General features: G+C 40.2%; 18 protein-coding genes. 17 read left to right on the top strand and 1 reads right to left on the bottom strand.

What is annotated here, in order from left to right:
* Positions 1 to 13: 13 nt before the first annotated feature.
* Positions 14 to 847: a pyridoxamine kinase gene (locus RYO55_RS02775; protein WP_308521224.1), complete on the bottom strand. Its 834-nt coding sequence runs from the start codon at positions 845 to 847 to the stop codon at positions 14 to 16.
* A gap of 135 nt (positions 848 to 982) precedes the next feature.
* Between RYO55_RS02775 and RYO55_RS02770 the strand changes: the two genes are divergently transcribed.
* The 17 genes from RYO55_RS02770 to RYO55_RS02690 all read left to right on the top strand — a co-directional run bounded on the left by RYO55_RS02770 (position 983) and on the right by RYO55_RS02690 (position 16,438).
* Positions 983 to 1,915, top strand: coding sequence for an ABC transporter permease (locus RYO55_RS02770; RefSeq protein WP_314984063.1), 933 nt, complete (start codon positions 983 to 985; stop codon positions 1,913 to 1,915).
* Entirely contained in the window at positions 1,908 to 2,807 is a 900-nt protein-coding gene (locus RYO55_RS02765) for an ABC transporter permease (RefSeq protein WP_295815434.1), read from the top strand. Before RYO55_RS02770 ends, RYO55_RS02765 begins: the two co-directional genes overlap by 8 nt.
* Positions 2,807 to 3,787: an ABC transporter ATP-binding protein gene (locus RYO55_RS02760; protein ID WP_295815436.1), complete on the top strand. Its 981-nt coding sequence runs from the start codon at positions 2,807 to 2,809 to the stop codon at positions 3,785 to 3,787. Before RYO55_RS02765 ends, RYO55_RS02760 begins: the two co-directional genes overlap by 1 nt.
* Positions 3,787 to 4,734 (top strand): oligopeptide/dipeptide ABC transporter ATP-binding protein, encoded by a 948-nt coding sequence (locus RYO55_RS02755; RefSeq protein WP_308521222.1) that lies wholly within the window; start codon positions 3,787 to 3,789, stop codon positions 4,732 to 4,734. Before RYO55_RS02760 ends, RYO55_RS02755 begins: the two co-directional genes overlap by 1 nt.
* A 12-nt stretch (positions 4,735 to 4,746) precedes the next feature.
* Positions 4,747 to 5,565, top strand: a complete 819-nt coding sequence (locus RYO55_RS02750; protein ID WP_314984060.1) for a serine hydrolase — start codon at positions 4,747 to 4,749, stop codon at positions 5,563 to 5,565.
* Positions 5,562 to 7,163 carry a peptide ABC transporter substrate-binding protein gene (locus RYO55_RS02745; protein WP_314984059.1) on the top strand — a complete coding sequence of 534 codons (1,602 nt, stop codon included), beginning with the start codon at positions 5,562 to 5,564 and terminating at the stop codon, positions 7,161 to 7,163. Before RYO55_RS02750 ends, RYO55_RS02745 begins: the two co-directional genes overlap by 4 nt.
* A gap of 218 nt (positions 7,164 to 7,381) precedes the next feature.
* The gene (locus RYO55_RS02740) at positions 7,382 to 8,320 is read left to right on the top strand and encodes an LD-carboxypeptidase (protein ID WP_314984058.1); all 939 of its coding nucleotides are present in this window, start codon (positions 7,382 to 7,384) and stop codon (positions 8,318 to 8,320) included.
* Positions 8,321 to 8,454: 134 nt separating this feature from the next.
* Positions 8,455 to 9,600, top strand: a complete 1,146-nt coding sequence (locus RYO55_RS02735; protein ID WP_314984056.1) for an amidohydrolase — start codon at positions 8,455 to 8,457, stop codon at positions 9,598 to 9,600.
* A 104-nt stretch (positions 9,601 to 9,704) separates the two neighbouring features.
* Positions 9,705 to 11,261, top strand: a complete 1,557-nt coding sequence (locus RYO55_RS02730; RefSeq protein WP_314984055.1) for an ABC-F family ATP-binding cassette domain-containing protein — start codon at positions 9,705 to 9,707, stop codon at positions 11,259 to 11,261.
* A gap of 8 nt (positions 11,262 to 11,269) precedes the next feature.
* Complete coding sequence (gene folE / locus RYO55_RS02725; protein WP_308521217.1) at positions 11,270 to 11,839, top strand: GTP cyclohydrolase I; 570 nt, start codon at positions 11,270 to 11,272, stop codon at positions 11,837 to 11,839.
* Positions 11,832 to 12,665: a dihydropteroate synthase gene (gene folP / locus RYO55_RS02720; protein WP_308521216.1), complete on the top strand. Its 834-nt coding sequence runs from the start codon at positions 11,832 to 11,834 to the stop codon at positions 12,663 to 12,665. Before folE ends, folP begins: the two co-directional genes overlap by 8 nt.
* The gene (gene folB, locus RYO55_RS02715) at positions 12,665 to 13,027 is read left to right on the top strand and encodes a dihydroneopterin aldolase (protein WP_008603485.1); all 363 of its coding nucleotides are present in this window, start codon (positions 12,665 to 12,667) and stop codon (positions 13,025 to 13,027) included. Before folP ends, folB begins: the two co-directional genes overlap by 1 nt.
* A complete protein-coding gene (folK, locus tag RYO55_RS02710; protein WP_314984053.1) occupies positions 13,027 to 13,497 on the top strand; it encodes a 2-amino-4-hydroxy-6-hydroxymethyldihydropteridine diphosphokinase in 471 nt (156 codons plus the stop codon). The genes folB and folK overlap by 1 nt, the downstream gene beginning before the upstream one ends.
* A 101-nt stretch (positions 13,498 to 13,598) precedes the next feature.
* Positions 13,599 to 14,414: a hypothetical protein gene (locus RYO55_RS02705; RefSeq protein ID WP_278457764.1), complete on the top strand. Its 816-nt coding sequence runs from the start codon at positions 13,599 to 13,601 to the stop codon at positions 14,412 to 14,414.
* 94 nt (positions 14,415 to 14,508) lie between these two features.
* Positions 14,509 to 15,456 carry an L-lactate dehydrogenase gene (locus RYO55_RS02700; RefSeq protein ID WP_314984052.1) on the top strand — a complete coding sequence of 316 codons (948 nt, stop codon included), beginning with the start codon at positions 14,509 to 14,511 and terminating at the stop codon, positions 15,454 to 15,456.
* Positions 15,457 to 15,633: 177 nt separating this feature from the next.
* On the top strand, positions 15,634 to 15,966 hold the full coding sequence (locus RYO55_RS02695; protein WP_295815461.1) for a septum formation initiator family protein: 333 nt from the start codon (positions 15,634 to 15,636) through the stop codon (positions 15,964 to 15,966).
* Between the two features lie 70 nt (positions 15,967 to 16,036).
* Positions 16,037 to 16,438, top strand: a complete 402-nt coding sequence (locus RYO55_RS02690) for a S1 RNA-binding domain-containing protein (protein ID WP_012864039.1) — start codon at positions 16,037 to 16,039, stop codon at positions 16,436 to 16,438.
* Positions 16,439 to 16,510 lie beyond the last annotated feature (72 nt).

Below are 16,510 nucleotides of genomic sequence, written 5' to 3'. Positions count from 1 at the left end.
CTTTATTTTTAGCTTATAGTTGAGTTAATTCTGGCAAGATGAGCTCAAATGCAACACCATGTTTCATTGATTTTACTGTATCTAACGTAGCTTGAATCGCTTTGGTAGTAAAATTCATTGCCAGTTCTGCCGCATCATAAGGTGAATATCCTCTCATTACTGCACCTGATAATACAGCAGTAAAAATATCTCCTGTGCCTGTAGCTTTTACAGGTACTAGAGGAATCGAGTATGTTTTTAAAAGGTCTGTAGGACCATTATAGACGGCAATGACCGCATGCGTTTCCGATGGAACACTGGTCATGATAACCATTTCAGGCCCCATATGATGTAACTGTTTGCACCGTTTGCGCAATTCATCCTCATTAATAGGGTCTGTCGAGAATGGAATATCTAATAAGAAGCAAGCCTCAGTATAGTTTGGTTTTACGATGTGAGCCTTAGATACGAGTTGGCGCATAGCTACAACCATATCAGGAGTATAAATGGAATAGAGGCGACCATCGTCGGCCATTGCGGGATCGACGATAACCATCTGGCCATTAGAAGCAAATCTATTGATAGCTTCTTCGACGAGGTGAATTTGTTCTGGCGATGCCAAGAAACCACTTACGATAGCGTGAAAGTCAATTTTGTTTTTATCCCAGCAGTCCATAAAATCTCTCATATGAGCAGATAAATCTACGAATTCATAGTGTGGATACTCTAAGTGATTGCTTAGTACCGCTGTTGCCAAAGGAACCGCCTGACAGCGCATGGCACTGATGATTGGAATCATAACGGTAAGGGCACAGCGTCCGATAGAGCTCATGTCTTGAATTGTTAAAACTCTAGGTACTGCTGTCATAGACACCTCCAAATAAATATATATTTTATTGTACGTTATGTAAGGCTTTCTGTAAATGTAATGATGTTAATCATGAAATTAACTTCATAGTGTAGTATAATAAAACGAATAGACTTTTTATGGAGGAAAGTGACAATGACAAGGTATGTATTTCGACGCCTAGGTGGCGCAATCATAATCTTATGGGTCATCATTACCGTAACATTTGCACTAATGCATGCGATACCTGGTGGGCCTTTTACAACAGAAAAGAAATTACCACCTCAGGTGAAAGCGAGTATCGAGGCAAAGTATCATCTCGATGATCCTGTGTGGAAACAATATGGAGACTATTTAGGTGGCGTCATTACAGGTGACTTGGGCCCATCATTTAAGTATGAAGGCCGTAGTGTAAACGATATTATTAGCGATGCATTTCCAATTTCCGCGCAGCTCGGTTTATTATCTTTAATGGTAGCTGTAGTTGGTGGTATTACAGCTGGTGCTATCAGCGCTATGAGACCTAATAGTATTGTGGACTATGCGGTGACTATATTATCTACAATCGGTATATCTGTGCCTACATTTATTATCGGTGCTGTCCTTGTGTACATAGTAGGTTTTGAACTGGGCTGGTTCCCGGTAGCTTTATGGCGTGGCCCATCTTATATGGTGTTGCCTGTGTTAACATTAGCAGCGCAACCGATGGCCTTTATTGCTCGTTTAACGCGTAGTGGTTTACTTGATGTGTATCAACAAGAATACATTCGTACAGCTCGTTCAAAAGGTCTAGGTTCTTGGACGATTTTGACTCGTCATGCACTAGGTAATGCGATTTTGCCAGTTATTACGTACTTAGGCCCATTGGCAGCTAGCTTGTTAACAGGTAGCTTTATCGTTGAAACAATTTTTGCGATTCCTGGGTTAGGTCAGTATTTTGTAACATCAATTTATAACCGTGATTATACAGTTATTCTTGGTATTACAATTTTCTATAGTGCTCTTGTAGTATTTCTTAATATTTTGGTGGATATGATCTATCCATTAATCGATCCACGCGTTACAACAGAGGAGGGTTCGGATGAATAAGGAAGACTTTTTACCTATTGAACGGGCCCCTCAAGAAGAGATTACTAGTTTTATAAAGCGTCCTAGTAAATGGGAGAGATTTAAGGTAAATCGTTTGGCCGTAGTCGGGGCGAGCATCATCTTGGTGATGATTGTACTCGCTATCTTAGGGCCACTTATTTCACCTTATACATATGCGGATCAATCTTTAATCGATGCGAACCAAAGTCCAAGCTTTAGTCATTGGTTTGGTACGGATACATTGGGCCGTGATATTTATACGCGTGTTATGTATGGTGCGCGTATTTCCTTAACCATTGGTTTTGTGGCAGCTTTCATCAACCTTGTAATCGGCGTTGCCTATGGCGGTATTGCAGGTTATATGGGTGGTAAAGTAGACCGTATCATGATGGGCATTGTAGATGTTTTGTACGGCATTCCACTTTTACTATATGTTATCTTGTTGATGGTTGTACTTGGACCCGGTCTTATATCTATTTTCGTAGCATTAGGTATTGCGTACTGGCTTAATATGGCTCGTATCGTACGTAGCCAAATTTTGAAAGTTAAAAACGAAGAATACATCATCGCAGCAGAAGCCATGGGTATTCCGAAGCATCGCATTTTATTGCGTCATATTTTGCCAAACTGTGTAGGACCTATCATTATTACTTTAACATTGGCTATTCCAGAGGCAATTTTTACAGAAGCATTCCTTAGTTTTATCGGCTTAGGTGTAAATGCACCTATGGCGAGCTGGGGCGTATTAGCTTCTGAAGGGATTAGTAGCATGCGCTCCTATCCATTCCAATTGATTTTCCCAGCTGTTGCTATTAGTGTTACCATGCTTGGTTTCGCTTTCCTTGGCGATGGCTTACGCAATGTATTAGACCCTAAGGAAGGAGATAGATAATGAATAACGCTATTGTTGATGTGCGTAATGTATCCATTACCATCAATACCTTCCAAGGTCCGTTGCGAGTTATTCGCAATCAAGACATTTCGTTACAGCGTGGTGAGATATTAGGTATTGTAGGTGAATCTGGATGTGGTAAATCCGTTTTAGTTAACTCTTTAATGGGCTTATTGCCATATGGTAAAACTAAAATTAAAGCGGATACATTTATGATTGATGGTCACGATTGTCTTGGATTTACTGAAGATGATTGGAATGAACTTCGTGGTACAACGGTTGCCATGGTGTTCCAAGATCCTATGACCTCTTTGAATCCTATCATGACGATTGGGGAGCAAATGTATGAGGTTATCCATCGTACAAATGCGTATGGTGAAGGTTACGATGAAAGGGCCATTGCCATCGATTTGTTGAAGAAGATGGGCCTATCTACACCGGAACGACGTTTGTCTCAATATCCTCATGAGTTGAGTGGCGGTATGCGTCAACGCGTATGTATCGCTATGGCGGTGGCCGGTCGTCCTAAGATTTTGATTTGTGATGAGCCCACAACAGCTCTTGATATTACTACAGAGGCACAAATTTTGCGCCTTATGCAAACGTTAGCCGTAGAGGCTGGCATTGGTATCATCTTTATTTCTCACAACTTACGTGTTATCGCTCAAATTTGCGATCGTGTTATGGTTATGTACGCAGGTAAATGTGTTGAGTCTGCTACGGTAGATGGTATCTTTAGCGAACCTCGTCATCCATATACATTGGGGCTATTACTAGCATTGCCACAAGGTAAATGGCATGGTGAATTGAAGGCCGTTGAAGGTCAACCTCCTGATTTATTTGACTTACCACGTGGATGCGCTTTTAATCCTCGTTGTAAGTGGGCTATGCGAATTTGTGGTAATCGGGTTCCGATGGTTACAAATGTTGGTGAAAGTCATCAGTTTACATGTTGGTTAGCTAAGTTGGAGGGACTTTAATGAGTTACGTATGGGAGACTGACAATCTCGTTAAAGAGTTCACCCTGTCAGGCGGCTTATTTAAGCCAAAACAAACGGTACACGCTGTACAAGGCGTGAGCCTATATCAATCACCAGGGGAAACCCTTGGTATCGTAGGTGAATCTGGATGTGGTAAATCTACATTTGGTTATACCTTGATGGGATTACATCAAGCTACATCTGGTTCTATTTATATGAATGGTCAATATATCAATCCTTATGTAGATAGAAAGGCTGTACATCCAGTGATGCAAATGGTATTCCAAAATCCTTATGCATCCCTTAATCCACGACTTACAGTTAATGCGATTTTAGAGGAGCCTTTAGAATTGGACCCGAAGTACACACCTCGGGATCGAGTTATTCGCGTAAAAGAGGTGCTTGACCAAGTTGGCTTAAATATGTCTTTTGGTGAGCGTTATGCTCATGAATTATCTGGTGGTCAACGTCAACGTATCGGCATTGCACGGGCTCTTATTATGCAGCCTCAATGTATCATCTGTGATGAGCCGATTTCTGCGTTAGATGTGTCGATTCAAGTACAAATTATGACATTACTTGAACGTTTACAAGAACAGCATGGTATTTCGTACCTCTTTATTTCTCATGATTTAAACATGGTGCGTTACATTAGTCATCGCATGGTTGTTATGTATTTAGGTGCTGTTATGGAAGAAGGTCCTGCATTGGACTTATATGAATTTCCACAACATCCGTATACCCGTGCATTGACGGCCTTAAATGGTCCAGTTATGCCACATGCACCAATTGGGGCACCTCTTAAAGGGGATCCACCAAATCCACTAGAACCGCCAAAAGGCTGTTTGTTTAGTGGTCGATGTCCAGAAGCGGAAGGTCGTTGTTTTACAGAACGTCCGCCACTTCGAGACTGGGCTGATCGCCGCATCGCATGCTGGCACATATAATGGGAGAATAGTATGGAAAAACTAATTGTTGGCAAGTCCCTGGAACATCAACTAGATACAGTCATTAAAGAATTGGCTCCAGCAGGAAATATATCTTATGCAGTGTTACAATTTGATGATGAAGAGGAACCAACACTCATCGCAGCTAGAGGTGAAAATACTGTACATTCTAGTGCGAGTTTAATTAAGGTACTTATTATGGAATATGTCTTTCATTTAGCTCGTACTGAGCAATTGGACATTAATGATACCGTTCCTTTATCTAGAACTCCACGCGTTGAAGGTGGCGGCGCACTACAAGAGTTAGTTGGTAAACACAGTTTTACCTATCTTGAGTTGTGCCGTCTCATGATGGTTCTTAGTGATAATATTGCGACAAATCTACTCATCACAGTGCTTGGTATGGAAAACATCAATGCACGAGCAGAACAGCTTGGTCTGGATGAGATGGAGCTTAATCGCATGATGATGGACCTTAAAGCCTTGGCTGAAGGGCGTGATAATTACATTACAGCCATGTCACTAGCTCGTCTGTATAAACATATTTTTGAATGTCGTGATAGAGATGCTTATGGCCGAGAAATGTGGAATATTTTAGGTCGCCAACAATTCCGTGATATCTTACCATTTTACTGGGGAGAAGGCATACGCTTTCACCATAAAACAGGATCCCTTGATCGCGTAGAGCATGATGGGGGTGTAATAGAAACATTTAGAGGTCATTTCTGCTTTATTCTTTTAATGAGCGATATCGATAATGACCGAGGTAAAGAGTTAGGCGCTCAAGTTGGGCGCATCATGAAAGAATTTGTAGAGGAAGCATTGCCATGATGGATAAACGAAACTTGTTAAAACTCATGGTCCTCGCTCTAGGGGTGAGTGTACTCTTATTCGTATTTGGGTACCCGCGTGGTGTTCAACCAATCGATGAACACACAATCCGCTATGTTATTGAGCAGGAACCATCCACATTGGATCCCGCAAAGTCTACTACCTCTCCGGAGGCTACGGTTCAACTTCAATTATTCGATGGTCTAGTTCGTTTGAATGATGAAAGTGAACCAGAAGCAGCACTTGCTAAAAATTGGGAAATCTCCGATGATGGCCGTGAGTATACCTTCCACTTACGACCTAATTTGAAATGGTCTAATGGAGAGCCTTTGACGGCTTATGACTTTGAATACGCTTGGAAACGCGTATTAGACCCTGAAGTCCATGCGGACAATGCATACATGCTATATGTATTGAAAAATGGCGAAGCCTTTAATACTGGCAAAGCCACGGCTGAAGAGGTTGGTGTTAAGGCTACTGATGAGGATACATTGGTAGTTACCTTAGAAAATCCAACAGCTTATTTCTTGAAACTATTAGCGTCTCATAGCTATTATCCAGTGAGCAAAAAAGCAGTAGAGGCTCATGAAAATTGGGCAGCTAATGCGGAAACTATAGTATCCAATGGTCCATATCGCTTGCTTTCTTGGAAGCATAATGGGGAAATGGATTTCATCAAGAATCCAAATTATTGGGACGCAGAATCTGTGAAAACAGAGAAAATGAATTGGCCTATTAGTGAGTCTCAAAGTACGCGTCTCACCTTAGTTGAAGGTGGCGAAGCTGATATGACTGTTGAGCCTCCTGTAGCGGATCAAAAACGTTTAGAAGAAGCAGGCTTATTACATATTGGCCCTATGCTTGGTAACTATTATTACGTATTCAATGTGAAAGCAGAACCTTTCACAGATCCAAATGTGCGTAAAGCCTTTTCTATGGTTATCAACCGTGCTAACATTGTTAATAATATTGTTAGAGGCGGTAAAGAACCAGCTTATGCGTTTGTACCATATGGTATGCTCGAAAGCAATGGCCGTGAAGACTTCCGTGAAGCTGGTAGTTATCTCGTATACGAAGATGTAGAGCAAGCCAAGAAAATCCTTAAAGAGGCTGGCTATGGTAAGAATCGTCCATTGCCACAAATTACGATTTTGTATAATACAAGTGAATTACATAAAGCTATTGCAGAAGCGATTCAAGATGCTTGGATAAATGCATTTGGTGCAGATGTACGCTTACAAAATCAAGAGACAAAGGTATTCTTAGCAGACCGTGAAGCTGGTAAGTACCAAGTTGCGCGCGCTTCTTGGGTTGCTGATTATAGCGATCCACAAAACTTCTTAGAGGTATTCTCTGCTGAAGATAATGATGGACAGTACCATAGTGATGAGTATAATGAGTTGATTGCTCGCATTCGTACAACTCCAAATGGGGCTGCTCGTGATGCGTTGATGCATGAAGCAGAAAAAATGATCTTTGATGAATCTCTTGTTATGCCGTTGTACTTTACAACACAACCATATGTAACAAACGGAACAATTCAAAATTATTTCTGGACCACATTGGGCCTTGTTGACTTTAAAAAAGCATACAAATAAGATACACTTAAGACGTACACCTGATGTACGTCTTTTGTTGTATCTTATGAATATGTTTTATAGATTTGTTTCTACAAATAAGTATATAAATTTTGAATTACGCCATAAACTTTACATTATGCTACATACTTTTTTTACATATGTTTTATAAATTACGTTACAAATATGGTATGTTAATATTGATGCATTAGAAGTTAACTGGTATTTTTTGAGGATATATGGACTGGATTGAACCAAAACGTTTGGCACCGGGAATGACCATAGGTATTATGGCACCTGCTAGTGCTGGCGATGAAGATTTACATAGAATAGAAGAAATTTGTAAGGCTAAAGGCTATAAGGTGCTTGTGGGTGAAAGTGCAAGCCGAAAGGGGCTATATGGAGGCACACCTGAGGAGCAAGCCGCAGAGTTTCAATACATGATGACTACAGCCCCTTGTGATGCGGTGCTCGCCTTACGGGGTGGTTATGGCACGATGCGCTATTTAGAACGACTGGATTATAAAGCGATTCGCAAGTATCGTAAGGCTTTTGTTGGATACAGTGATTGTACAGCGCTCCATATGGCTATCAATCGATACAGTCGCCTTATTACGTATCATGGGCCTATGGGGGTAGATTTTAAAGCAGAACGTAAGGCAGATATTGATGCATTATTTAATGTTTTAGAAGGTAAATTAAAAGTTATAGAACCTTTGCCAGAACCTCCTAGAGGTGCGATTGGTACCGAGCTAGGAGAAGGGATTTTGCGTGGTGGTAATATGACGATATTATCCGTTCTGTCAGGAACACCTTATTTTTTAGAGGATGAATCTTGGGAGGATACCTTACTATTTATTGAAGATGTAGGGGAGGCTCCTTATAAACTGGATCGTATGTTACAACAATTTCGCCTCAGTGGTTTGTTGAGCCGTATTAAAGGCTTAGTGATTGGCACCTTTACAGATTGTGAAGGAGATGAAGATGAACGAGATTATGACTTAGGTTATGAAGCATTGCGCTACATGGAGGAAAATAGAAATCCAGAAATGCCAGATCCTTTTGTATGTTATGTGCCAACGGGACATGGTTCACCACATCAAACCTTACCGCTAGGAGCGACGATTAGCTTTAGGTATATTTCTAATACCATCATCGTTCATCCTTATACGAAATAGATAAGAGCTTTTAGGTGAACGATTTTAGTTAATAGACAAACAGATAAACAGATATTAGATAAAAATAGTAGTTACCGAGATATTAGGTAATAAAATATTAGATAATAAGATATTAGATAATAATAAGGGGAGTTATGACACTACAAGAACGAGAGGCTCGTGCCTGTGCCATCATAGATAGTATGGCACAGGAATTACGTGCTATTTCCTTATATTTACACGATAATCCAGAATTGGGCTTGAATGAGCATAAAGCAGTAAAGGTGATTCACCAATTCTTAGAAGAACAGAATTTTATATCTCAAGTAGGTCTCGCCGACATGCGTGAGTTACAAACCGCGTTGCGAGCCGACTATAGAGGTAATGCTAAATATAAAATTGCATTCTTAGGAGAATATGATGCCTTACCTGAGCTTTGTCATGGTTGTGGTCATAATCTTATTGCCATGATGAGCTTAGGTGCTGCTGTTGCTTTCAGTCAAAGTGCGCCACAGGATTGGGGAACGACTTTCTTTGGTTGCCCTGCAGAGGAAACTATCGGTGGTAAGGTATATATGGCAGAGGCTGGTTTATTTAAGGGCTATGAGGCGGCGCTTATTATTCATCCTGGCGGTGAAAATGAGGTGGGGGGCACATCTTTAGCGACACATCCACTAGAGGTTACCTTTCATGGGCGCTCTTGTCATATTGCATCTTTAACAGACTCAGGCATTAATGCCTTAGATTGTGCGGTAGAATTATATCAAAAAATAAAAGAGTTAAAGAAAACTTTTCCTAAAGGGGCTATTGTGGGGGCCATTTTTACCGAAGCAGGTACAGCGCCAAATGTGGTTACACCAAAGGCTACGATTCGCATGACTGTTCGTGGTAGTACAGTGGATGATTTAGAAGGTATTATTTTGCCGGCTATCAAAGCGGCTGCTCAAGAGATTGCAGCATCCTATGATGCTCAAGTTGAAATGCATCATTATGAGCCACTCTTTAAGGATATGCGTCAAGATAAAAAACTATTAGATCTCTTTAAGGATGTGATGACTGAGTTTGGTGAAATACCTCGTATATTGCCTGATGATGAGGCTGATGGTAGTACTGATGTAGGTAATGTGTCCTATGAAGTGCCTACGGCGCAGCCTACGTTGCAAATTGGTTTGGGATTAGAAGCGCATACGCCAGAATTCACTTGTGCAGCAGGTTCTGACTATGGATTGGTACAAGCTATTAAAGGAGCTAAAATTATGGCTGTTGTAGCCTTGCGATATGCCTTGCTAAGTGATACCTAAGTTTTGACATATAGAGGTCAAAAAGGTAAAATAGATATAATATTTAAGTAAGTATGAAACAAGCCGTCTTCTACAAGACGGCTTTTATTCCGGTGGAGATAGATATGAGTGTTTTAACCGTTTCAAATGTAACCCATGGTTTTGGAGCGCGACAAATTTTAGATGATGCATCATTCCGCTTGCTAAAAGGTGAACATGTAGGCCTCATTGGTGCTAATGGTGAAGGTAAATCTACGTTTCTTAATATCATTACAGGTAAATTGCCGCCTGATGAAGGCAAAATTGAATGGTCCAATCAGGTAACGGTTGGTTATTTGGATCAACATGCTGTTCTTGAAAAGGGCATGACCATCCGCGATGTGTTACAGAGCGCTTTTGACGATTTATTCGTGATGGAGCAAAACATTAATAATGCATACAATCGTATGGGCGATGTATCCGAAGATGAAATGAATAAGCTTCTCGAGCAAGTTGGGGAGTGGCAAGAGATTCTAGAGCAACGTGGGTTCTATGAAATTGATGCGGTTATTGAGCGTACGGCTGCAGGCTTGGGCCTTGTGGATATCGGTTTGGACCGAGATGTAACAGAGCTTAGTGGTGGTCAACGTACAAAGGTTTTGCTCACAAAGCTTTTACTAGAGAAACCGACTATTCTATTGTTGGATGAACCTACAAACTATCTTGATGTAGAGCATATTCAATGGTTGCAAAACTATTTGCAAAATTACGAAAATGCATTCATCTTGATTTCTCATGATATGGAGTTTTTAAATTCCGTAGTTAATGTTATTTACCATATCGAACAAGCGGTGCTTACGCGTTATACTGGTGATTATCATCAGTTCCAAGCTGCTTACGAGGTGAAAAAAACGCAAGCTGCTAAGGCGTATGAACGTCAACAGCAAGAGATTGAGCGTATGGAAGACTTTATTCAACGCAACAAAGCTCGCGTTGCAACGCGCGGTATGGCGAACTCTCGCGCTAAACGCTTAGAGAAGATGGAAATCTTGGAAAAACCAAAAGAGTATATTAAACCTAGCTTTGGTTTTAAAGAAGGCCGTACACCAAGTCGCTTTATCGTAGAGGCTTTCGGATTGCAATTAGGTTATGATGAACCATTAACTAGACCAGTAGATTTTCAAATTGAAAGAAATAAAAAGATTGCTATTCGCGGTGTCAATGGTCTAGGTAAAACTACGTTGTTAAAAACTATTTTAGGTTTATTGAAGCCTGTTAGTGGTGAGTTGGTAAAAGGTGAGTTCTTACAAGTAGGTTATTTTGCCCAAGAGGATACGCCATCCAATTTTGAAACAGCGTTAGACTATATTTGGAATGAATATCCTGCTATGACGAATGCAGAGGTGCGTGCAGCATTAGCTCGTTGTGGCCTTACTAATGAACATATTACGTCTCAAATGCGCGTATTATCTGGTGGTGAGAATGCAAAGGTTCGCCTATGTAAGCTCATGCAGAATAAGTACAATGTGTTGGTGCTAGACGAACCGACCAACCATTTAGACATATATGCGAAGGAAGAACTGAGCCGAGCATTGCGTGATTTTAAAGGTACGATTGTACTGGTTAGTCATGAGCCCGAATTTTATCAAGGTTGGATTACGGATATTTGGAATATTGAGGATTGGACGACAAAGATCGTTTAGGAGGACCGATGAATCAACGTGCAAAGGACGGGATAAAGCAATTCTTAGAGGCTTTATCTGTTGATACAGAGGCACCAGAATTAGAGAAGACACCAAGTCGTGTAACAGAATTATATAGTGAATTATTCAGCGGTGTAGGATTAGACACAAAAACTGCATGGGGAGAGACTTTCAGTACAGACTATAAAGGTCTCGTAGCAGTTACAGGGATTCCGTTTTACTCCATGTGTGAGCATCATTTATTGCCTTTTTTTGGTACCGTAGATATCGTGTACCAACCTAAGGATGGATGTGTGGCAGGGCTTAGTAAGTTTCAAGATATCGTGAATATCCTCAGCCGTAGACCGCAATTACAAGAGCGGTTAGCATCTGAATTAGCTGATGCGATTATGAATGATTTATTTGCTCATGGCGTATTTGTACGCATTACATCGACTCAGTTGTGTATGCTCATCAAAGGTACCATGCAGCAAGATTCAAAGGTTATTACATTAGAAAGCCGAGGCGTATTAGCCGAAAAGGGCACATTAAGAGATGAAGCGTTGGCAATGTTAGGCGGAGGACAGGTAAATGTTTAAACGTAGAAATTATACATGGAATGATGGCAAAAGTTTATCTTTGTGCGATCGAACCCTTATTATGGGGATACTGAATGGTACACCTGACTCCTTCTCTGATGGAGGTCAATTCAATACACCAGAAACAGCAGCAGCGCATGTAAAGCAAATGATTGAAGATGGTGCAGATATTATCGATTTAGGCGTTGAATCTACACGCCCTGGTTCTACACCTTTGACCGCAGACGAGGAAATAGAACGCTTATCTCTATTAATAGAGCCTGTCTTACAGGCCTCTACAGTGCCTGTATCTATTGACACATATCATGCTAAAACTGCAGAATATGCTTTCTCTAAAGGGGCACATATTTTAAATGATGTATGGGGATTACATTATGATCCTGACATGGCCGCGGTGGTGGCTAAATATAAGGTACCTGTTATCATCATGCATAATAGTAATGATACAAATTATGGTGATATCATTGAAGATATGAAAGCGTTCTTCTTCTGTGCTATCGATAAAGCGTTGAAAGAGGGGGTAACACCACAACAAATCTGGCTTGACCCAGGTATTGGCTTTGGTAAAACTGAAGAACAAAATATTGAAGTTATGCAACGCTTGGGTGAGTTAACCGCTTATGAATATCCTGTTTTACTTGCGCCGAGCCGCAAGCGTTTCATCGGATCTATGTTAGGCGGATTGCCTCCAGAAGATCGCGATGAAGGTACGGTAGCAGCTTGTATTACAGGTGTATTCCAAGGCGTTGATATGGTGCGTGTTCACAATGTGAAAATGCACAAACGCGCCTTAGCAGTAGCAGACAGCTTGTTACGAGGTGAATAATGGATAGAATCGTTTTAAAAAATATGGCATTCTACGGATACCACGGAAATTTGGCATCTGAGCAAGAACAAGGACAACGATTTTTTGTAGATGTAGAAATAATAACTGATCTTACAAAGGCCGGTCAAAGTGATCAATTAGAGGATTCCATCAATTATGTAGAGGTATACGAGATTGTAGAGTCTATCATGACGGGTGAGAAGCATAATCTTCTAGAGCGCTTGGGGGCGCTTATCGCCGATTCCTTGTATCAACATTATCAAGGTATCGTTGGGTTGTCTGTAACTGTGCGTAAACCATCTGTACCGATTTCAGGTATTTTGGATTATGTTGAGGTTATCACTACAAGAGGACAAATTTGATGTATACCTATTACATCAGTGTAGGCTCGAATATAGGGGACAAGAGTGACTACATCAATTCTGCTTTTCAATCCTTACAACAACATGGGGCAATTTCTAAGCTAGTCACTTCTTCTCTTATTGAAACTGAGCCGTGGGGATATACGGAACAAGATACCTTTGTTAATGGCGTATGGTCTTGTGAGAGCACTCTAGAACCACATCAAATGCTCAGCCTTATTCAGCAATTAGAGCAGGCGGCTGGACGAAAACGATTGATTCATTGGGGCCCTCGCACATTAGATTTGGATATTATTTTAGTGTACGATACAGAGGGGAAAATGATTTCTCAGTATGATGAAAGTCTTGTGATACCGCATCCTCATTTTTGGAATCGTAATTTTGTACTAGAACCGCTATCTCAGCTGTTACCAACTTTCACATATAAAGGGGTTAAGGTTGCCGATCGATTATCTCAATTGGATGTATAAGCTAGAATCGTATATAAGCTAATGTTAGATACATTGTAAACACGATACATATTGTACGCATACTTTTACGTTTTATGATTGGGGAGTCATGGAGAGCGTAGATGAATATAAAACGTATTGGATTATTTGTACTGGCACTTATTATAATGGGGATATCCTACTGGCTTGCAGTAGGGGCAAATTATGATAGCAAAACAGTACGTATTGATCCGGAAGCGCATACACTGGTTAATTCTAGTGATGCCATTATTTCAAAACGAATATTAGCGATGAAGACCAGTGGCTCACAAGTGTACTTCTTAGGTTATGAAGGACTAGGGATTTATAATTTATCTGATAATACACTTCGCTTGATGCCCATAACCTTTAGAGGGCAACATATAGAACCTCCTAAATCGGATGATTACCAACGAGGCTTACGGAATGTAACAACGGTAAAAGCATTGTCTGATTTCAGTAATGATGAGCAAGACGAATTTAAAAGTTTGTTGGACTCTACCGATGGAGGGGCCCATTATTATGGTGACTTTTACCATTCTGGTTATGAGTCGTCTCTCATCGATTTGAAGGACCAGTATTTTATTACGAATACAGTACGTGCATTAAAACGTGTTAATCATACATTATATGTGTATGATGGATCAGGTTTTATTATTATAGATTTAGATAATCGTCGTATCCAAGGTTTTTTTAATAATCGCATTAGTGGTGAAGGTTCTAAGGGTGTGCCTGATAGTTTACGTGGGCATTATGGTTCTGATTTTACTATGATATATGCTTTATCCAAATTAGATCCTAAGGATTTGGATATCTTATGGTCCATGCGTAAACAATATTTAGAAAAATCTCCTCAAGCGATGGAAGGAAAAGATTTGTTCCCACTCAATTTGGATGAGATGAATTTAAATGAGTTATGATTCTATTAAGGTAAATCATATACGGATATACGTGATTTAAATAATTGGCATTTGAGGATATGTTATCGTTTTATGCTAAGGTATGGAGGCTCTTATGAAGTTACGCAAGGTAGGTATTATTGGTACTGGACATGTAGGCTCTCATGTAGCATTTTCTTTAGCCTTACAAGGTGAGGTTGATGAATTATATATGATGGATATTGACGAGAAAAAAGCTCAAGCGCAAGCTATGGATATTAATGATGCCGTTAGCTATATTCCACATCAAGTAACTGCTACATCAGGTCCTATTGAAGAATGTGGAGATTGTGATATTCTCGTTTTTAGTGCGGGACCTTTGCCGAATTTGTATCAAGATCGTCTCGAGAGTCTTGGTGAAACCGTAGCTGTACTTAAAGATGTTATTCCACGTATCAAGCAATCTTGCTTTAAAGGCTTTATCATTTCGATTTCTAATCCCGCTGATGTGGTAGCTACCTATTTATGTAAACATCTTGAGTGGAATCCTAACCGCATCATTTCAACGGGAACAGCTCTAGACTCAGCTAGATTGCAAAAAGAATTAGCGCATATCTTTACTATTAGTAATCGCTCTATTACAGCCTACTGCTTAGGTGAACATGGAGGTAGTGCTATGGTGCCATGGTCCCATATTTGTGTACAAGGGAAACCACTTTTAGAGTTACATCGAGAGCTACCCCATAGATTTCCTGAACTTGACCATGCAAAAACACTAGATGATGTTAAAATTGGTGGCTATCATGTACTAGCAGGTAAGGGGTCTACGGAATTTGGGATTGCTAGTGCTACCACAGAATTAATCCGCGCTGTATTTCATGACGAAAAGAAGGTATTGCCTTGCTCCTGTTATTTAGATGGACAATATGGAGAAGAAGGAATATTTGCATCTACTCCTGCTGTTATTGGTAAAGATGGTATCGAAGATGTTTTTGAACTGCAACTAACCAATGAAGAGCTAGCCTTATTTAAAACTTCTTGTGCTGTCATTCGTGAACATGTTGTAAAGGCTGAGTCTATGTAAGTGGATGTTTACTTTCGTGTATAAAAAGCTAAAATTGCGTATGGAGTTTTAAATTTATACGGATTTATGTTATTGTTCTTAATGAGACATATCTGTAATTTTCTTTAGTCCCAAGCTCTGTTATGTGGTATAATCTAAAAATGACAGTATACAGATGATGAATATTTGGGGGACATTATGACTCAGGACATTATGGATGTACAACGCCCAAAAAGGCCGCGCAAACGGGTTCGTCCTAATCGCAAAGCACAGGATCAGCGTATTATCCTCATGTGGATCAAGCGAATTGGCATAGGGATTATGGTGCTGTTACTGTTAGGGCAGGCTTATCGCTTGGTGGCTGTATATCAAGAAAAACAACATATAGAGCAACAATTGCAAGAGTTACAGCAGCGAAATGAAGAGTTAGAACAGGAAAAGGCCAGGTTACAAGATCCAAGGACCATAGAAGGGGTTGCTCGTGAGGAGCTAGGATTGGTAAAACCTGGTGAAGTACCATATGTAAAATAGGTTATACTTTATTATTTTTTGCTTCGCATTAGTTTGTAGTTTAAGGTTTCCGCATTAATTAGGAGGTTGCATGGCAATCGAAGTTGGTAACATTATTGATGGTACCGTATCAGGTATTACAAAATTCGGCGTATTTGTTGATTTAGGAGAAAAACAAACGGGGTTAGTTCATATTTCTGAAGTAGCTCATGGGTATGTCGAAGATATTAATACCCTTTTAAAGGTTGAGGATCCGGTAAAGGTTAAGGTTTTATCCATTGATGGTAATAAAATTGGTCTTTCCATTCGTCAAACACAACCTAAAGAGGGTATGGACGAAGAAAAACGTCCTCATCGTGTTCAATCGAAACAAAGTATAGAGTCTTTCGAAGCGAAGATGAAATCATTCTTACGTGATAGTAATGAACGATTACACGACTTAAAACGCAATACCGAAGGAAAACGCGGAGGCCGAGGCGGTCGTCGAGATTAATAGTGAGAGATGGCATCCAGCCATCTCTTTACTTATGTATAGAGTATTAACACTATAATAGTATTAGGAGAA

It is taken from the genome of uncultured Veillonella sp., from assembly GCF_963551295.1.
GTDB lineage: Bacteria > Bacillota > Negativicutes > Veillonellales > Veillonellaceae > Veillonella.
The sequence above is the reverse complement of the archived record's forward strand: the minus strand, read 5'-3'. Positions and strand labels throughout refer to the sequence as shown.

What these genes read in the sequence shown, in the direction of transcription:
- folK (WP_314984053.1), top strand. Translation starts at nt 13,027, where the DNA reads ATGTATACCTATTACATCAGTGTAGGCTCGAATATAGGGGACAAGAGT.
- folE (WP_308521217.1), top strand. Translation starts at nt 11,270, where the DNA reads ATGAATCAACGTGCAAAGGACGGGATAAAGCAATTCTTAGAGGCTTTA.
- RYO55_RS02735 (WP_314984056.1), top strand. Translation starts at nt 8,455, where the DNA reads ATGACACTACAAGAACGAGAGGCTCGTGCCTGTGCCATCATAGATAGT.
- folP (WP_308521216.1), top strand. Translation starts at nt 11,832, where the DNA reads ATGTTTAAACGTAGAAATTATACATGGAATGATGGCAAAAGTTTATCT.
- RYO55_RS02745 (WP_314984059.1), top strand. Translation starts at nt 5,562, where the DNA reads ATGATGGATAAACGAAACTTGTTAAAACTCATGGTCCTCGCTCTAGGG.
- RYO55_RS02750 (WP_314984060.1), top strand. Translation starts at nt 4,747, where the DNA reads ATGGAAAAACTAATTGTTGGCAAGTCCCTGGAACATCAACTAGATACA.
- RYO55_RS02775 (WP_308521224.1), bottom strand. Translation starts at nt 847, where the DNA reads ATGACAGCAGTACCTAGAGTTTTAACAATTCAAGACATGAGCTCTATC.
- RYO55_RS02765 (WP_295815434.1), top strand. Translation starts at nt 1,908, where the DNA reads ATGAATAAGGAAGACTTTTTACCTATTGAACGGGCCCCTCAAGAAGAG.
- RYO55_RS02695 (WP_295815461.1), top strand. Translation starts at nt 15,634, where the DNA reads ATGACTCAGGACATTATGGATGTACAACGCCCAAAAAGGCCGCGCAAA.
- RYO55_RS02700 (WP_314984052.1), top strand. Translation starts at nt 14,509, where the DNA reads ATGAAGTTACGCAAGGTAGGTATTATTGGTACTGGACATGTAGGCTCT.
- RYO55_RS02740 (WP_314984058.1), top strand. Translation starts at nt 7,382, where the DNA reads ATGGACTGGATTGAACCAAAACGTTTGGCACCGGGAATGACCATAGGT.
- RYO55_RS02730 (WP_314984055.1), top strand. Translation starts at nt 9,705, where the DNA reads ATGAGTGTTTTAACCGTTTCAAATGTAACCCATGGTTTTGGAGCGCGA.
- RYO55_RS02760 (WP_295815436.1), top strand. Translation starts at nt 2,807, where the DNA reads ATGAATAACGCTATTGTTGATGTGCGTAATGTATCCATTACCATCAAT.
- RYO55_RS02755 (WP_308521222.1), top strand. Translation starts at nt 3,787, where the DNA reads ATGAGTTACGTATGGGAGACTGACAATCTCGTTAAAGAGTTCACCCTG.
- RYO55_RS02705 (WP_278457764.1), top strand. Translation starts at nt 13,599, where the DNA reads ATGAATATAAAACGTATTGGATTATTTGTACTGGCACTTATTATAATG.
- folB (WP_008603485.1), top strand. Translation starts at nt 12,665, where the DNA reads ATGGATAGAATCGTTTTAAAAAATATGGCATTCTACGGATACCACGGA.
- RYO55_RS02770 (WP_314984063.1), top strand. Translation starts at nt 983, where the DNA reads ATGACAAGGTATGTATTTCGACGCCTAGGTGGCGCAATCATAATCTTA.
- RYO55_RS02690 (WP_012864039.1), top strand. Translation starts at nt 16,037, where the DNA reads ATGGCAATCGAAGTTGGTAACATTATTGATGGTACCGTATCAGGTATT.